Source organism: Butyrivibrio sp. NC2007 (assembly GCF_000421405.1).
GTDB lineage: Bacteria > Bacillota > Clostridia > Lachnospirales > Lachnospiraceae > Butyrivibrio.
The window spans coordinates 87,393-101,558 of the sequence record NZ_ATWY01000014.1 but is presented as its reverse complement, the minus strand read 5'-3'; the positions used below and the strand labels follow the sequence as shown (position 1 = coordinate 101,558).

At 43.9% G+C, this 14,166-nt stretch carries 16 protein-coding genes; 11 read left to right on the top strand and 5 right to left on the bottom strand.

The genetic code is table 11. The features are described 5' to 3' along the window. Positions 1 to 17: 17 nt before the first annotated feature. A complete protein-coding gene (locus tag G632_RS19955; protein ID WP_022769542.1) occupies positions 18 to 872 on the bottom strand; it encodes a gluconate 5-dehydrogenase in 855 nt (284 codons plus the stop codon). Between the two features lie 50 nt (positions 873 to 922). Then, the gene (kduI, locus tag G632_RS0112225; RefSeq protein WP_022769540.1) at positions 923 to 1,786 is read right to left on the bottom strand and encodes a 5-dehydro-4-deoxy-D-glucuronate isomerase; all 864 of its coding nucleotides are present in this window, start codon (positions 1,784 to 1,786) and stop codon (positions 923 to 925) included. Between the two features lie 417 nt (positions 1,787 to 2,203). Here kduI and G632_RS0112220 point away from each other — a divergent pair, with 417 nt between their 5' ends. Continuing rightward, a complete protein-coding gene (locus G632_RS0112220) occupies positions 2,204 to 2,740 on the top strand; it encodes a hypothetical protein (protein ID WP_022769539.1) in 537 nt (178 codons plus the stop codon). Positions 2,741 to 2,834: 94 nt separating this feature from the next. Here the strand turns inward: G632_RS0112220 and tpiA are convergent, their stop codons facing one another. The 3 genes from tpiA to gap all read right to left on the bottom strand — a co-directional run bounded on the left by tpiA (position 2,835) and on the right by gap (position 6,080). Then, entirely contained in the window at positions 2,835 to 3,581 is a 747-nt protein-coding gene (tpiA, locus tag G632_RS0112215; protein ID WP_022769538.1) for a triose-phosphate isomerase, read from the bottom strand. Positions 3,582 to 3,685: 104 nt separating this feature from the next. After that, positions 3,686 to 4,924, bottom strand: a complete 1,239-nt coding sequence (locus G632_RS0112210) for a phosphoglycerate kinase (RefSeq protein ID WP_022769536.1) — start codon at positions 4,922 to 4,924, stop codon at positions 3,686 to 3,688. A 124-nt stretch (positions 4,925 to 5,048) separates the two neighbouring features. Next, a complete protein-coding gene (gene gap / locus G632_RS0112205; protein ID WP_022769535.1) occupies positions 5,049 to 6,080 on the bottom strand; it encodes a type I glyceraldehyde-3-phosphate dehydrogenase in 1,032 nt (343 codons plus the stop codon). 213 nt (positions 6,081 to 6,293) lie between these two features. On the opposite strand from gap, the gene G632_RS0112200 reads away from it, so the two are divergent. From G632_RS0112200 to G632_RS0112155, 10 genes are all read left to right on the top strand, one after another. Continuing rightward, positions 6,294 to 7,115: a histidinol-phosphatase HisJ family protein gene (locus tag G632_RS0112200; RefSeq protein WP_022769534.1), complete on the top strand. Its 822-nt coding sequence runs from the start codon at positions 6,294 to 6,296 to the stop codon at positions 7,113 to 7,115. A gap of 45 nt (positions 7,116 to 7,160) precedes the next feature. Then, positions 7,161 to 7,901 (top strand): GGDEF domain-containing protein, encoded by a 741-nt coding sequence (locus tag G632_RS0112195; RefSeq protein WP_022769532.1) that lies wholly within the window; start codon positions 7,161 to 7,163, stop codon positions 7,899 to 7,901. Positions 7,902 to 8,012: 111 nt separating this feature from the next. Further along, a complete protein-coding gene (locus G632_RS0112190; protein ID WP_242826722.1) occupies positions 8,013 to 8,918 on the top strand; it encodes a transglutaminase domain-containing protein in 906 nt (301 codons plus the stop codon). A 24-nt stretch (positions 8,919 to 8,942) separates the two neighbouring features. Then, positions 8,943 to 9,995 (top strand): type II secretion system F family protein, encoded by a 1,053-nt coding sequence (locus G632_RS0112185; RefSeq protein ID WP_022769530.1) that lies wholly within the window; start codon positions 8,943 to 8,945, stop codon positions 9,993 to 9,995. A gap of 11 nt (positions 9,996 to 10,006) precedes the next feature. Further along, on the top strand, positions 10,007 to 10,342 hold the full coding sequence (locus tag G632_RS0112180) for a hypothetical protein (RefSeq protein WP_022769528.1): 336 nt from the start codon (positions 10,007 to 10,009) through the stop codon (positions 10,340 to 10,342). A gap of 9 nt (positions 10,343 to 10,351) precedes the next feature. Further along, complete coding sequence (locus G632_RS0112175) at positions 10,352 to 10,861, top strand: DUF4860 domain-containing protein (protein WP_022769527.1); 510 nt, start codon at positions 10,352 to 10,354, stop codon at positions 10,859 to 10,861. Further along, complete coding sequence (locus G632_RS0112170; protein WP_022769525.1) at positions 10,861 to 11,415, top strand: hypothetical protein; 555 nt, start codon at positions 10,861 to 10,863, stop codon at positions 11,413 to 11,415. Before G632_RS0112175 ends, G632_RS0112170 begins: the two co-directional genes overlap by 1 nt. Before the next feature lies 1 nt (position 11,416). Next, a complete protein-coding gene (locus tag G632_RS0112165) occupies positions 11,417 to 11,818 on the top strand; it encodes a hypothetical protein (RefSeq protein ID WP_022769524.1) in 402 nt (133 codons plus the stop codon). Between the two features lie 177 nt (positions 11,819 to 11,995). Next, positions 11,996 to 12,358, top strand: coding sequence for a response regulator (locus tag G632_RS0112160; protein WP_022764589.1), 363 nt, complete (start codon positions 11,996 to 11,998; stop codon positions 12,356 to 12,358). 102 nt (positions 12,359 to 12,460) lie between these two features. Further along, complete coding sequence (locus tag G632_RS0112155) at positions 12,461 to 14,056, top strand: Mbeg1-like protein (RefSeq protein ID WP_022769523.1); 1,596 nt, start codon at positions 12,461 to 12,463, stop codon at positions 14,054 to 14,056. Positions 14,057 to 14,166 lie beyond the last annotated feature (110 nt).

Sequence of the window (14,166 nt, the reverse complement as noted above, 5' to 3'; positions counted from 1 at the left end):
TCTTTTATAAAAAATAATTACTGTGCTGTGCTCTCGTCGATATCTGTGAACTTGGAAGGATCAAGGTTTCCTGGATCCTGTCCGATGTAAGCTGAGATACCGCCGTCGATATAAACAACCTGGCCGTTGATGAAATCAGAAGCAGGAGAAGCAAGGAATACTGCAAGTCCCATAAGGTCTTCTGTTCTGCCCCATCTCTGAGCAGGTGTCTTTGAACGAATGAATCTGTCGAATGGATGCATTGATCCATCAGGCTGTTTCTCACGAAGAGGAGCTGTCTGAGGTGTTGCGATGTAGCCTGGTCCAATAGCGTTGCACTGGATATTGTACTGACCATACTCAGAGCAGATGTTTCTTGTGAGCATCTTAAGTCCGCCCTTGGCAGCTGCATAAGCAGATACTGTCTCACGTCCGAACTCAGACATCATTGAGCAGGCGTTGATGATCTTACCTGATTTCTTCTCCATCATTGCAGGAAGAACTGCCTTTGAGCAGATGAACGGACCTGTAAGGTCTACGTCGATAACCTGGTTCCACTGCTCAACGCTCATCTCATGCATAGGGATTCTCTTGATGATACCTGCATTGTTAACGAGAATGTCGATTGTTCCAACTTCCTTCTCTACAGCTGCAACAAATGCCTGAACCTGATCTTCCTTGGTTACATCACAAACCTTACCGAAAGCCTTGATTCCTCTCTTCTCGTACTCAGCAAGTCCCTTGTCAACAAGTTCCTGGTTGATATCGTTGAATACGATCTTAGCTCCGCTCTCTGCATAAGCTACTGCATATGCAAGTCCGAGGCCGTATGATGCGCCTGTGATCCATGCTACCTTACCCTCAAGTGAAAAGTTCTTTAAAAAGTCTGACATTATATATACCCTCCTAAATGAATATTTGTAGTTGCTTCTGGATTCCTATATCACTTCAGATCCTGCATTGCGCAGTCATCCATATCGTCGAAATCCTGGTTCTCTCCTACCATTCCCCAAATAAATGTGTAGGCCTGTGTTCCGCATCCTGAGTGGATTGACCAGCTGGGGCTGATAACAGCCTGCTCGTTTCTCATGATGATGTGTCTTGTCTCTGTAGGCTCGCCCATGAAGTGCATAACAAGTGCATCCTCAGGGATATCGAAGTAGAGATAAACTTCCATTCTTCTGTCATGTGTATGGCATGGCATTGTGTTCCATACCGATCCGGGCTTAAGCTCTGTCATGCCCATTTCAAGCTGGCAGGTCTCAACCTGACCGGGAAGAATGTACTTGTTGATAACTCTGTGATTGGCCTGCTCGAGGCTTCCAAGCTCTTTCTTGTTTTCATCCTTGATGATAACAACGCCTTCTTCAGGTGTTCCCTCTCTCTTAATGAGAACTGTGGGATATGTCTTATGAGCAGGTGCGCTGTTGATGTAGAACTTGGCAGGCTTTGCAGAATCCTTGCTGGCAAAAGAGATGTCTTTTGCTCCCATTCCGATGTACATGCCCTGCTTATAATCAACCTCGTACTTCTTGCCATCAATGGTGATCACTCCTGCGCCACCGATATTGATGACACCCATCTCACGTCTCTGAAGGAAATACTCAGCTCTGAGCTCATCTCCTGCTGTAAGCTTCAGCTCTTTGTTAACCGGTACTGCTGAACCTGTAATGATCCTGTCTATATGACTGTAAACAAGCTTGATGTCATCAGGCTGAAACAGATCGTCGATCAGGAACTCGCTGCGAAGTCTGGCTGTGTCGTAGTACTTCTCATCCTTGGGTGAACATGCTGTTCTAAGTTCCATATAACCCTCCCGTTACATTGAATCTATGATATATGATGATATAAGGAATACTTTCGCATTCCTTCAAACATTCGGAATCCGTGCATTCGCACTACTTCCTCATGTTTGTTCAGTCTTCAAGGTCAAATAATTCTATGTGCAAGCACAGAATCATTGGACTTTGAATCCTTATATCATCATAATGTAAACGATATTCATTTTCACTTCATTATTTCATCAAAAAGTTGCAAATCTTGACCATATGTAAGTGCTTTCATATATTTTACATTTTAACATGTACTAATAAGTTTTACATTGCAAAAGTTGCAAAAAATAAACTTTTTCTAAATATTCCGCTTATTGTCTATACACATACAAAATATGCTGCTAGAATTCAAAACTGTTGTAACTGATTATTTCTTGTGAGGAGGAGATATTATGAAAAACAACGTGATCAGAAGAATTGTAGTAGGTATTGTTGCAGCAACCATGTGCCTTTCACTGGCAGCATGCGGAAACAAAGACGTTAAGCAGGAAGTTGCTGAGACTACAGAAGAGGTTGCTGAGGTAGTAGAGGAAACTGCTGAGACTGCTGTAGAGGATGAAATGCCAAATCCTGAAGAAGAGCTTCAGGCTGTACAGGATTCGCTCGTATTCATGGGCGGTCTTAAGACAGCTGATGATGCTGCCAAGAAGATTGATGTCTGCATGTTCAGAAACGAGCAGGGCGATATCATCTATATCTACAATGACGGTGATATTTTCGACTATGGAATGTTCACAACAGAAGAGACCAAGACAGACGATGGCAAGACTTATGAGAAGCTCATCGGAACCATGGGTGAGTACGGATACTACTTCAACGAGGACCTTGTTTCTGGAATCATTGTTGATTCCGAAGGCAATGTTTACGATGCAGTAGAACTCGACGAAGCTGCTTCAAGAGAGTTAGTAAGCAAAACACTTGGTGGCTGATAAGGTTGACCAAAGTCACCCCCCCCCGAACTTAAAATAGTGCAAATAAAAAGGTGCTATCCCAGTTATGGGATGGCACCTTTTTGATTACTTATTATGCATTAACAATCTTGCCGAAGTCAGGCTTAAGTGAAGCACCGCCGATGAGACCACCGTCGATGTTAGGCTTTGAAAGAAGCTCAGCAGCGTTGCCAGCGTTCATTGATCCGCCGTACTGGATACGAACTTCATCAGCTGTAGCCTGGTCATAGAGCTTAGCGATGAGTTCACGGATAAGTCCGCAAACTTCCTCAGCCTGATCAGCTGTAGCTGTCTCGCCTGTTCCGATAGCCCAGATAGGCTCGTAAGCGATAACAAGCTTCTTAACCTGGTCAGCTGTTACTCCGCTGAGATCCCATGTGATCTGTCTCTCAATCCACTCCTTGTATGTGTCAGCCTTACGAAGTGCAAGGGACTCTCCACAGCAAAGGATTGGTGTAAGGCCTGATGCGAATGCCTTCTTAACCTTCTGGTTGATAAGGATATCGTTCTCGCCGAAGATATCTCTTCTCTCTGAGTGTCCGATGATAACATACTCAACACCTGCATCCTTAAGCATAGGAGCTGAAATCTCTCCTGTGAATGCACCGCTGTCTACGATGTAGAAGTTCTCAGCACCAACATGTACGTTTGTGTCCTTAACTGCCTCTGCTACTGCACAGATATCGATAGCAGGTACGCAGTAAACAACGTCTACGTCATCATTCTTTACAAGATCTTTAAGCTCTGCACAAAGAGCTACTGCCTCGCTGGGAGTCTTGTTCATCTTCCAGTTTCCGGCGATTATTCTTCTACGTGCCATTTTGTAATCCTCCAGTTTTTATTCATAAGGAAGTTCTGCTCTCGGGCCGCAGGCCCTCGCCAGAACAGAGTTCACACTAAGTTCGACAAAACCTCACTAAGTGTTCACGCTTTATCGTCTGCAGCGTATACGCCAGGAAGCTTCTTGCCCTCAAGGAACTCAAGAGAAGCTCCGCCACCTGTTGAGATGTGGCTCATCTTGTCAGCGTAGCCAAGCTGGTTAACAGCTGCTGCACTGTCGCCGCCGCCGATGATTGTTGTTGCTGATGTCTCTGAAAGAGCCTTAGCAACTTCCTCTGTTCCGTTTGCAAGAACAGGGTTCTCGAATACGCCCATAGGTCCGTTCCAAACTACAGTCTTAGCAGACTTAACAGCCTCAGCGTAAAGAGCGATTGTCTTAGGTCCGATATCAGCACCCTCTTTGTCAGAAGGAATCTTGTCAGCATCTACAACTGTTGTTGCAATGTTAGGGTTGTCGATAGGATCAGGGAAAGAATCGATACATACTGTATCAACAGGAAGAAGGAGCTGCTTGCCGGCCTTCTCTGCCTTCTCCATCATTTCCTTACAGTAGTCAATCTTGGTCTCGTCAAGAAGTGACTTACCTACTTCGTATCCCTTAGCCTTAAGGAATGTGTAAGCCATACCACCACCGATGATAAGTGTGTCGCACTTGTCAAGAAGAGTGTTGATAACGTTGAGCTTATCAGCAACCTTAGCACCGCCGAGAATAGCAACGAAAGGTCTTACAGGGTTCTCAACTGCATTTCCGAGGAAGTCGATCTCCTTCTGCATAAGGTATCCAACTGCGTTGTTTCCACCCTTTTCCTTGATGTACTTTGTAACAACTGCTACAGAAGCGTGTGCTCTGTGAGCTGATCCGAAAGCGTCGCATACATAGTCATCAGCAAGGTCAGCGAGCTCTTTTGCAAAAGCCTCACCAGCCTCTTCAGGCTTAGTCTCCTCTTTGCCTCTGAAACGGGTATTCTGAAGAAGGATTACATCTCCCTCATTCATAGCCTCTACAGCGCCTGTTGCTGTAGGACCTGTTACGTTGTAATCACTGATAAACTTAACATCCTTGCCAAGCTTCTCTGAAAGTCTCTTAGCAACAGGTGCAAGAGATTCCCCCTCGTTAGGGCCATTCTTAACCTTACCAAGATGTGAGCAAAGGATAACCTTACCGCCATCCTTAACCAGCTTCTTGATTGTAGGAAGTGCTGCTACGATTCTTGTCTCGTCAGTGATCTCACCGTTCTTTAAAGGTACGTTGAAATCGCAACGAACAAGTACGCGACGGCCCTTAACATTGATGTCATCTACGGACTTTTTGTTGAGTGACATATTTTTTTCCTCCTGGATTTTTATTTAAAAGAAATTCTTTTATTTTAGAAGTTTGATAAAAAGAAATGAGGTCCGGCCCATATGGACCGGACCTCGTTAAAGTCTATTTCGTATTTGAGGTTAATCAGCCAAGCTCTGCAAAGTACTTGATTGTTCTAACCATCTGTGATGTGTATGAGTTCTCGTTGTCATACCATGAAACAACCTGTACTTCGTATGTATCATCATCAACCTTGTTAACAAGTGTCTGAGTTGCATCGAAGAGTGAACCGAATCTCATACCAACGATATCAGATGAAACGATCTCGTCTGTGTTGTATCCGAATGACTCTGTAGCTGCTGCCTTCATAGCTGCGTTTACAGCTTCCTTAGTAACGTCAGCCTTCTTAACTACTGCGAACAGAAGTGTTGTTGATCCTGTAGGTGTAGGAACACGCTGAGCAGCGCCGATAAGCTTGCCGTTAAGCTCAGGGATAACAAGGCCGATAGCCTTTGCAGCACCTGTTGAGTTAGGAACGATGTTAACAGCACCTGCACGTGATCTTCTGAGGTCGCCCTTTCTCTGAGGTCCGTCGAGGATCATCTGGTCACCTGTGTAAGCGTGGATTGTGCACATGATACCTGACTGGATAGGAGCGTAATCATTAAGAGCCTTAGCCATAGGTGCAAGGCAGTTTGTTGTGCAAGAAGCAGCTGAAATGATCTTGTCGTCCTTTGTAAGTGTTGTGTGGTTTACGTTGTAAACGATTGTAGGAAGATCGTTTCCTGCAGGAGCAGAGATAACTACCTTCTTAGCGCCGGCATTGATGTGTGCCTGTGCCTTATCCTTAGATGTGTAGAATCCTGAGCACTCAAGAACAACGTCTACACCAAGCTCTCCCCAAGGGCAATTGTTAGCATCGGGCTCTTTGTAGATCTTGATTGTCTTACCCTTAACTGTGATTGTTCCAGCCTCGTCGTCAGCTGTTACGTCATCCTCGTGTCCGAGATCTACGTAACGTCCCTGTGATGAGTCATACTTCAACAGATGTGCAAGCATCTTAGGGCTTGTTAAATCGTTGATAGCTACAACTTCGTAACCTTCTGCACCAAACATCTGTCTGAATGCAAGACGACCGATACGGCCAAAACCATTAATTGCTACTTTTACTGCCATTTTAAGTTCCTCCTAAAATGAATTTTATATGAGTTGCTGTTTCATAAATTATCTATCTTGATAAATTTTTATCAGCACCTACAATTCTATCCGACTTTTGCCCATAAATCAAGTGAGAATATTAAATTTATGCTAGATTATATAATAAAAAATTAGTAAACTGACGATATGAATTAATTGGATCTTTTACACTCAATTTTACGGAGAATCAAAATGCCGATTTTAGCAGATTATCACATGCACACACACAATTCAGGCGACAGCGATGCCCCCATGGAGGACATGATCAAAAGCGCCATAGACAAGGGACTTAAGGAGATTTGCTTCACAGAGCACCAGGACGAGGACTACCCTACCTGCTACGATCTTCCGGAGTTTCCCTTTATCCTTGACGTCGATTCCTACAGGGATGAGTTTCTTCATTACAAAGAGCTCTATGCGAATAAGATCAAAATGCATTTTGGCGTGGAAGTCGGAATGCAGACTCAGGTCGTAAAAGAGAACCTCGATTTTGTCAAAAAGGGCGGCTTTGATTTTGTCATCGCCTCAATCCACCTTGTTGACAAAAAAGATCCCTACTACCCTTCTTTTTGGGACGGGGATACTCCCGAGAACATCTACAAAAGAACCTTTGAGCAGACTTTGGAAAACATAAAGCTCTTTACGGACTTTGACGTTTTGGGCCACCTTGACTATGTCTCGAGATATGCGCCAAAGGGTGATAACACTTATAGCTATGAGCGCTTCGCAGACCAGATCGATGAAATCCTGCTCTACCTTATAAAGAATGACAAGGGTCTTGATTTTAATTCAAAGCTTCTGGGGAATGACATATCTCTTTTGCCAAATCCTGTTCCCGAGGTTCTTAAAAGATATAAAGAACTGGGTGGCAGAATCATAACCATAGGGTCCGATGCACACACGCCACAAAAAGTTGCCTGCGGTTTTGAAAAAATGTGCGAAATCGCAAAATCGTGCGGTTTTGACGAATATTTCACTTATGAAAAGAGAATTCCGACTCCTCATGCACTTTAAGAGTGCACATATTTATAGTACAATTATTCTATATGGAGGATTCAAATGAAGCCTGAATTTTATGACAAGAGTAAACGTACTAACGTATATAACAGTGTTTATGTATATAAGATGATTTCTCTGATCATACTTGGTATTCTTACCATAGTCCTGGCTTTTTTGTTTCACAGGGACAAAGAGATCTTTCATCTGATTTCGGATAAATCGACCCCTGCTTTTTTTGTGGTCGGCGGAATCTGCCTTGTTCTGTATGTCTTTTCCATTCTATTTGATTTCTATATTCTGACTAAGACTGCTTCTATAGGAAGGCATCTGAACAAGATGGCGTATCTTGACCATCTGACCGGCCTTCCCAACAGATACAGTTGTGATCTTTTGATTGAAAGCTTTAATAACCCTCAGCGCCTTCCAATGGCCGGATTCATGCTGATGAAGCTTGGAAACCTCGATTCCACCAACGATGAAAACGGACATGACAACGGCAACTGGCTTATCTCTGAATTCTCAACCATCCTCGAAGATGTAAGTGCGAATTTCGGATACGTCGGCAGAAACGGGGGAAACGAATTCATCATCCTTATCGAGAACTGCGACAGCACTGCTGCCGATATGTTTTTACTTGAACTCACAAAGAGGATCCACGGCTACAACGAAATGAAAGTCGGAACACCTATCGAAGTCATCTACACAAGAATCCTTAACTGCGATGAACATGCAGATAATATTTCCGACCTTATTTCCCTGGGCTACAAGAGGATCCGCGAGATGCCTCTAACACTTTCTTAACTTATGAGAAGAGATTTTCTTAGGAAAAAGAAAAATCTAATATCTTGTTCACTTATCCTAATATTGGGTATTGTCACTGTCCTTTCCGGATGCGGAGAAGCAGATGATCCGGTGGCTGAGTTTTCAAAGTCTTCCGATCAGGCCGCTCCCGCTCCCACTCCCGATGTGGAAGTTCCGGATACAGAGCGCGTAAAGGGAAGCCGTGACAACACCCCTGTTTGTCTTGTGCCCGAAGCACCGGGCGAAGTCGTATATGAAAACCAATACGCCAAGGTGGATGCTTCCAATATTTCCGAAGGTTACATTGTTGTAACCTACCACGGAAATTCACCAAAGGTAAAACTCCAGATCACAGGTCCGAAAGAAGTGACCTACACCTACAACATCTCCAGCATTCCCAAAGAAGAAGTATTTCCTCTTCAGCAGGGCAACGGCCAGTATATGGTAAACATCTTCGAGAACATCGAGGGAACCCAGTATTCACAGGCCTACAGCCAGATGCTTGATGTAAACATAACCAACGAGTTTTCACCTTTCCTATATCCCAATCAGTACGTAAATTTCACCGGTTCCAACGAGGCCGTTGCAAAGAGCGAGTATCTCGCCTATGTCTGTAACTCGGACCTTGAAGTAGTATCCGAAGTTTACAACTACATAATAAGTAACATCACCTACGACCACGAGGAGGCTGAAACCGTCCAGAGCGGATACCTTCCGGATGTGGATGAAGTTCTTTATACCAAGACCGGAATCTGTCTCGACTATGCAGCCCTCATGACCACCATGCTAAGAAGCCAGAGAATCCCCACCAGAATGGAGATCGGCTACGCCGGAACCGCGTATCACGCATGGCTATCCACCTATATCGAAGACGTAGGCTGGGTAAACGGTATGATCGAATTCGACGGAAACGAATGGTCGCTGATGGATCCGACCTTTGCTTCTAACACCAAAGACAAGGCTTTAAAAGAGTTCATCGGAGACGGTTCAAATTACTCCGTAAAATACATTTATTGACAAGAGTTCATGATGGAGGAACTTATGGGCACTACAGCAAAACTTGGCAAATTAAAAAGTTATGAGATCTCAAGCTTTTGCAGACAGATGTCTCTGCTGCTAAGAGCAGGAATTGCGCCGGCCGACGGTATAGATATCCTTGAGCAGGACACCAAGGATGCATCCGCCAAAAAGGTATACAGCGCCATCAGTAATGTTCTCCACAGCGGCGAAAAATTCCATGTAGCCCTCAGTATGAGTGAGGTCTTTCCCGACTATGTTGTCCACATGGTCACCATCGGTGAGGAATCCGGAAACATGGACACCGTAATGGAATCCCTGGCGGACTACTACGAGAGGGAAGAAAATATCGAGTCAAGCATAAGAAGTGCCGTGAGCTATCCGCTAATCATGGTATTTATGATGCTGATCGTTGTACTGGTACTTATCACAAAGGTACTGCCCATCTTCGAGCAGGTATTTTCACAGCTCGGGACCAGCATGAGTGGCTTTGCACAGTCTCTTTTGTCCCTGGGAAGTGCCCTCAACAGATACTCCATTATCCTTGTGGCCATCCTCGTAATATTCGCAGCGTGCTTCCTCTACTTCTCAAGTTCTGCAGGAAAAGAGAATTTCAAGAAGCTCATGAGGAAATTCGGCCCCACAAGAAAGCTGATGCACGACATCGAGCTCGAGAGATTCGCCAGCGGAATGGTGCTCACTCTCTCCAGTGGTATGGATACCTACGAAGGTCTGGGGCTCGTTAAAAAACTTACCGGCGATGATGACATGAAGAACAAGATCGACCAGTGTAAAGAGCTCCTTCTCGACGGAGACAGCTTCCCTGAAGCCCTTGAAAAGACTGAAATCTTCACATCCTTCTATGCACAGATGGTCTCAGTCGGATTTAAGTCAGGTTCCATGGATCAGGCAATGAAGCAGGTTTCCGAGAGAATTGAAAAAGATACCGAGCGCAGGATCTACTCTCTCATTTCGGTACTTGAACCCACTTTGGTAATCATTCTTTCTCTCATTGTCGGAATGATCCTTTTGTCAGTAATTCTCCCGCTTATGGGAATAATGACCACCATAGGTTAAAGAGGTCTTAAATGGCTAACAGATTTGATAACGAAAAACACATTTTCACACCTTCTCCTGCATTTTACAGGGTGATCTCAGTCGCAATATTTGCACTTATTGTGGCTTTCTTCCTGTTGGCTGTTGAGTACTCCGGAAGAAGCACCATTGAAAAGCAGCAGGAGTCTCTTGAGAATGCCATTTCAAGGGATATAGTCCAGTGCTACGCCATAGAGGGAATGTACCCACCAAGCCTTGAGTATATGGAACAGCACTATGGTCTTACCTATGACAAGAACACGTTTTTCGTAGACTATCAGCCCATCGCAGCAAATCTTTATCCTGATTACACAGTTATCCTGAGGTAACAAAAGCTTATGGAACAAACGACATTAACACCAAAGAAAAAAGACAAACACGTTATAGATTCTGTCTTTGTCATATGCCTTATGCTGCTCTTTGTTCTGTGCGCATTGTCAGTTATCGCCATCGGCGCAAGCATTTACCAAAAGAATGTCTCCGCCATGGCAAGTAACAATTCCCACAGGATTGCCAGTGCCTACATTACAGAGAAGGTAAGGCAGTCCGATATAAACGGAACCGTGCGGGTAAAAGAGCTTTTTGGCGAGAATGTACTTGCCATGAGTAAGGAAGTAAACGGTGAGCTCTACACCACCTATATCTATGATTATGACGGCCAGCTGATGGAGCTTATGGCAAGAGATTCGCTGGAAGTTGTCTATCCACAGTCAGGGCAGAAGATCATGGATATAAAATCTCTTGAGATTGAAGAAGTATCAGACAGGATGTTTAGTATTGAAGTAGTACTTGAAGACGGAACCGAAGACTTTTTATACATCACAAAAAGAAGTACGGAAGGTAACTAATGGATCAGAGGAGTAATTCGCGCTTAAGTCTGTTCCTGATGGAACTAATAGTGGCAATTATGTTTTTCTCCCTTTCTGCAGCAGTCTGCGTAAGGCTTTTTGCCTCTGCCCATATAATGGCTGAAACCACTGAGAATCTGTCAAATGCCACCATTTGGACCCAGAATCTGGCGGAAGCTTTTGAGGGCAAAAAAGGACGGCTGTCTGATATGGCTGATCTCTTTCCTGATGCTGTCATAAGCTATACAACATCAGATCCTTCCATGAGTGACGGAAGCCTTGTTCTTTTCTTTGATGATAAGTGGAATCAGGTAAACGGTCTTGCAAATTCCTCTTATGTTGCAAACCTCAGCATCACCACGGAAGATGCAAGCAGGGTTTACTCAGATGTATCAGACTATGGCATCTCTCTTATAGGAAAGGCTGCAGTAGGCGAAATTACAGTTATTGATATAAGAGGTTTAGATGAACTTACTCCTGAAGCTTCAGTCGATCCTAAGAGGATCATAATGTCAGTAAGTGTTGACACTTATCTTGGAAAGGAGGGCAGATGATATGAATAAAGCATCCGGTGGCTCTCATATTGGCAGCGCTTCCATCCTTCTGATATTTACCGTGCTCAGCATAATCTCTTTTGCCACTCTGACACTTGTAAACTCAAAAGCTGACTACAATTTAAGCAATAATCTTACCGAGAGACATAAACTATACTACGAAGCCTGTCATAAAGGAAATGCCTTTGTCGCAGCCGTAAATTCAGGCTATTCTAAAGGCTCGGAGGATGGTATAATGAAAGAAAGTATACCAATAACCGATAATCAGTCTCTGGATATCGCCATAGATGCAAATAGCACAAACAACTCATCCAATTCAGACAATACATTGTCTATTATCCAGTGGCAAATTGTAAATCACGGCGATTTCAATTATGACAGCACTCTTCCGGTACTGAAATAATGAATGTGATTTTCAAACAATTTTCTCAGAGACTTTATCAAATTTTAATTATTTGCATGACGATTTAACGCTCACAAACAGAATTACGTGGTACAATAGATTATGTACCAATAATAATTCTCAAAATGAATTTGCATTTTTTCTTACGCAACTAAAAATACTTATTGGAGGTTCAATATGGGAAAAAGAATACTCATTACAGATGACGCCGCTTTCATGCGCATGATGCTCAAGGATATCCTCTCAAAGAACGGATATGAGATTGCCGGCGAAGCAGAGAACGGAAAAGTCGCAATCGAAAAATATAATGAGTTAAAACCCGACCTTGTAACTCTTGATATCACAATGCCCGAGCTTGATGGTATCGGAGCCTTGAAGGGAATCAAGGCTGCAGATCCTAATGCAGTTTGTATCATGTGTTCTGCTATGGGACAGCAGGCAATGGTTATTGAATCTATTCAGGCAGGAGCCAAGGACTTCATCGTTAAGCCTTTCCAGGCTGATCGTGTTCTCGAGGCAGTTAAAAAAGCTATCGGCTAAATCCGCATAGCTCTGATAATCTATGATAAAATAAAGGAGCTGCAACTATTTGCTGCAGCTCCTCTTTTCATGACTAAATATATCTATTTTTAAGGTAGAGACATGGCGCATATAAATGATTATATTCTCTGGAGAGGTGACCTTACCTTTTCCGAAAGAGAATTTAAAACTGAAGATAACCTTGTATTTTCCGAACTCATTTATATAGACTTTAAGAGTGTTTTAAAGGACGGCCGTTCCATGACCATCGAGCAGGCGATAAACGAGCTGGACTCTAAAGGTCTTTTAAAAAGTACAAGAGCAGGCGCGGGAAAAGAAGATCTGGACTTTGCCAGATACTGTGCTGCTTGTGCAAGGTACAAAGACATTTGTCTCTATGATTTTCAGGATATCTATGACAGCCAGGACAAACAATTTGCTGCAGTAACTTATAAGATTCCAAATGGTCCTACGATAATCGCATTCAGAGGAACAGACTCCACCATCATCGGATGGAAGGAAGACTTCATGATAAGTTACACAAACGTTCCCTCTCAGGATCTGGCACTCTCCTACGCCACAAAGCACGTAGACGAAGCTGATGGCAGCGTTATAATCCTGGGCCATTCAAAGGGCGCTCATCTCGCCCTCTACGCCGCTGCCCATCTGGAGGGTTCTCAGCAGGATAAGCTCCTTCATGTTTATATCAATGACGGTCCCGGTTTTTGTCCCGACATTCTGGATAAATCCCTTATCTACAGGATTCTTAGCAAGATCACCAAAATCACTCCCGAATACTCAATTATCGGTAGGATCTTTGAGCCTCCGGCAGGCGAAAGCATCATCATAAAGAGCTCTGCCAATCCGCTGATCCAGCACAGCATACAGACCTGGGTCCTTGATTCAAACGGTCCTGTCATGTGTGACGACCATGCTCCGGAGAGCCATCTTTTAAACGATCTTATCGACAGATTTGTTGAGGGGATGGATATGTCCGCCAGAGAAAAATTCGTTGATACTCTCTTCGATTCCATGTCTGATACAGGAGTAAACACCATAAAAGAGTTCGCTTCCCTTGGGCCTTCGGCCTTTGAGGAGCTGATCATGAAGATGGCCGGAAATGACGCTCTAAACCTCAAAAACAAAGCCAGAAGCATCAAGAAAGAGGATGATGACTCCAAGGGTCTTTTTGTCAGGATATGGGGCCTTATAAACAGAAAACAGCTGATCAGGATCGGACTTTCCTTATTCCTGTCCGCTCTGTGCTTTGCATTTCCGGATTTCGCCATGGAATCCGTGGTATTTCTGGCACTTCTCATAGTCTGTGTCTATGAAGTAGTCCTTACCATCAAGCACCTTAGAGATTCCGGACTGGAATTTCGTAAAGAGCGGCCACGAGTTATCATGTGTATCATACTGCTGGTTCTGACATCAGCTATCATGATAAAGCCCGATGCTCTCTTCGTAATATCCAGCATGATAATCGGAGTTGTGCTCCTTACTCTTGCATATCAGAACGTTATCAATTTCAGGAACCAGACCAAGGTCTTTGACCGCTTCAGGTCATCGTTTGAAGGCATTGTGACGGTGTTCCTGGGAGGATATATCCTTGTAACTCCGGATATCGAAAACAGTTGGTATATGCTATCTTGTGGCATGCTTCTTTTGGTTGATGCGATATTTGAGATTCTGAAGATGCTGCGCGACAGGCATAAGTAAAAAAGTCACGGGGACGGTTCTTTTTGACTCCCTCCTTCATGACTCGCAGCTTAGGAATTGTATGCCTTAGCAAATGAATATCAATGGCCTTTCGCGGCATATCCTCGCAA

Bases quoted from the DNA above. Each gene is read 5' to 3' on its own strand.
- G632_RS0112175 (WP_022769527.1), top strand. From the start codon at position 10,352: ATGGAACAAACGACATTAACACCAAAGAAAAAAGACAAACACGTTATA.
- kduI (WP_022769540.1), bottom strand. From the start codon at position 1,786: ATGGAACTTAGAACAGCATGTTCACCCAAGGATGAGAAGTACTACGAC.
- G632_RS19955 (WP_022769542.1), bottom strand. From the start codon at position 872: ATGTCAGACTTTTTAAAGAACTTTTCACTTGAGGGTAAGGTAGCATGG.
- G632_RS0112220 (WP_022769539.1), top strand. From the start codon at position 2,204: ATGAAAAACAACGTGATCAGAAGAATTGTAGTAGGTATTGTTGCAGCA.
- G632_RS0112180 (WP_022769528.1), top strand. From the start codon at position 10,007: ATGGCTAACAGATTTGATAACGAAAAACACATTTTCACACCTTCTCCT.
- G632_RS0112210 (WP_022769536.1), bottom strand. From the start codon at position 4,924: ATGTCACTCAACAAAAAGTCCGTAGATGACATCAATGTTAAGGGCCGT.
- G632_RS0112200 (WP_022769534.1), top strand. From the start codon at position 6,294: ATGCCGATTTTAGCAGATTATCACATGCACACACACAATTCAGGCGAC.
- gap (WP_022769535.1), bottom strand. From the start codon at position 6,080: ATGGCAGTAAAAGTAGCAATTAATGGTTTTGGCCGTATCGGTCGTCTT.
- G632_RS0112170 (WP_022769525.1), top strand. From the start codon at position 10,861: ATGGATCAGAGGAGTAATTCGCGCTTAAGTCTGTTCCTGATGGAACTA.
- G632_RS0112155 (WP_022769523.1), top strand. From the start codon at position 12,461: ATGGCGCATATAAATGATTATATTCTCTGGAGAGGTGACCTTACCTTT.
- G632_RS0112195 (WP_022769532.1), top strand. From the start codon at position 7,161: ATGAAGCCTGAATTTTATGACAAGAGTAAACGTACTAACGTATATAAC.
- G632_RS0112185 (WP_022769530.1), top strand. From the start codon at position 8,943: ATGGGCACTACAGCAAAACTTGGCAAATTAAAAAGTTATGAGATCTCA.
- G632_RS0112165 (WP_022769524.1), top strand. From the start codon at position 11,417: ATGAATAAAGCATCCGGTGGCTCTCATATTGGCAGCGCTTCCATCCTT.
- tpiA (WP_022769538.1), bottom strand. From the start codon at position 3,581: ATGGCACGTAGAAGAATAATCGCCGGAAACTGGAAGATGAACAAGACT.
- G632_RS0112160 (WP_022764589.1), top strand. From the start codon at position 11,996: ATGGGAAAAAGAATACTCATTACAGATGACGCCGCTTTCATGCGCATG.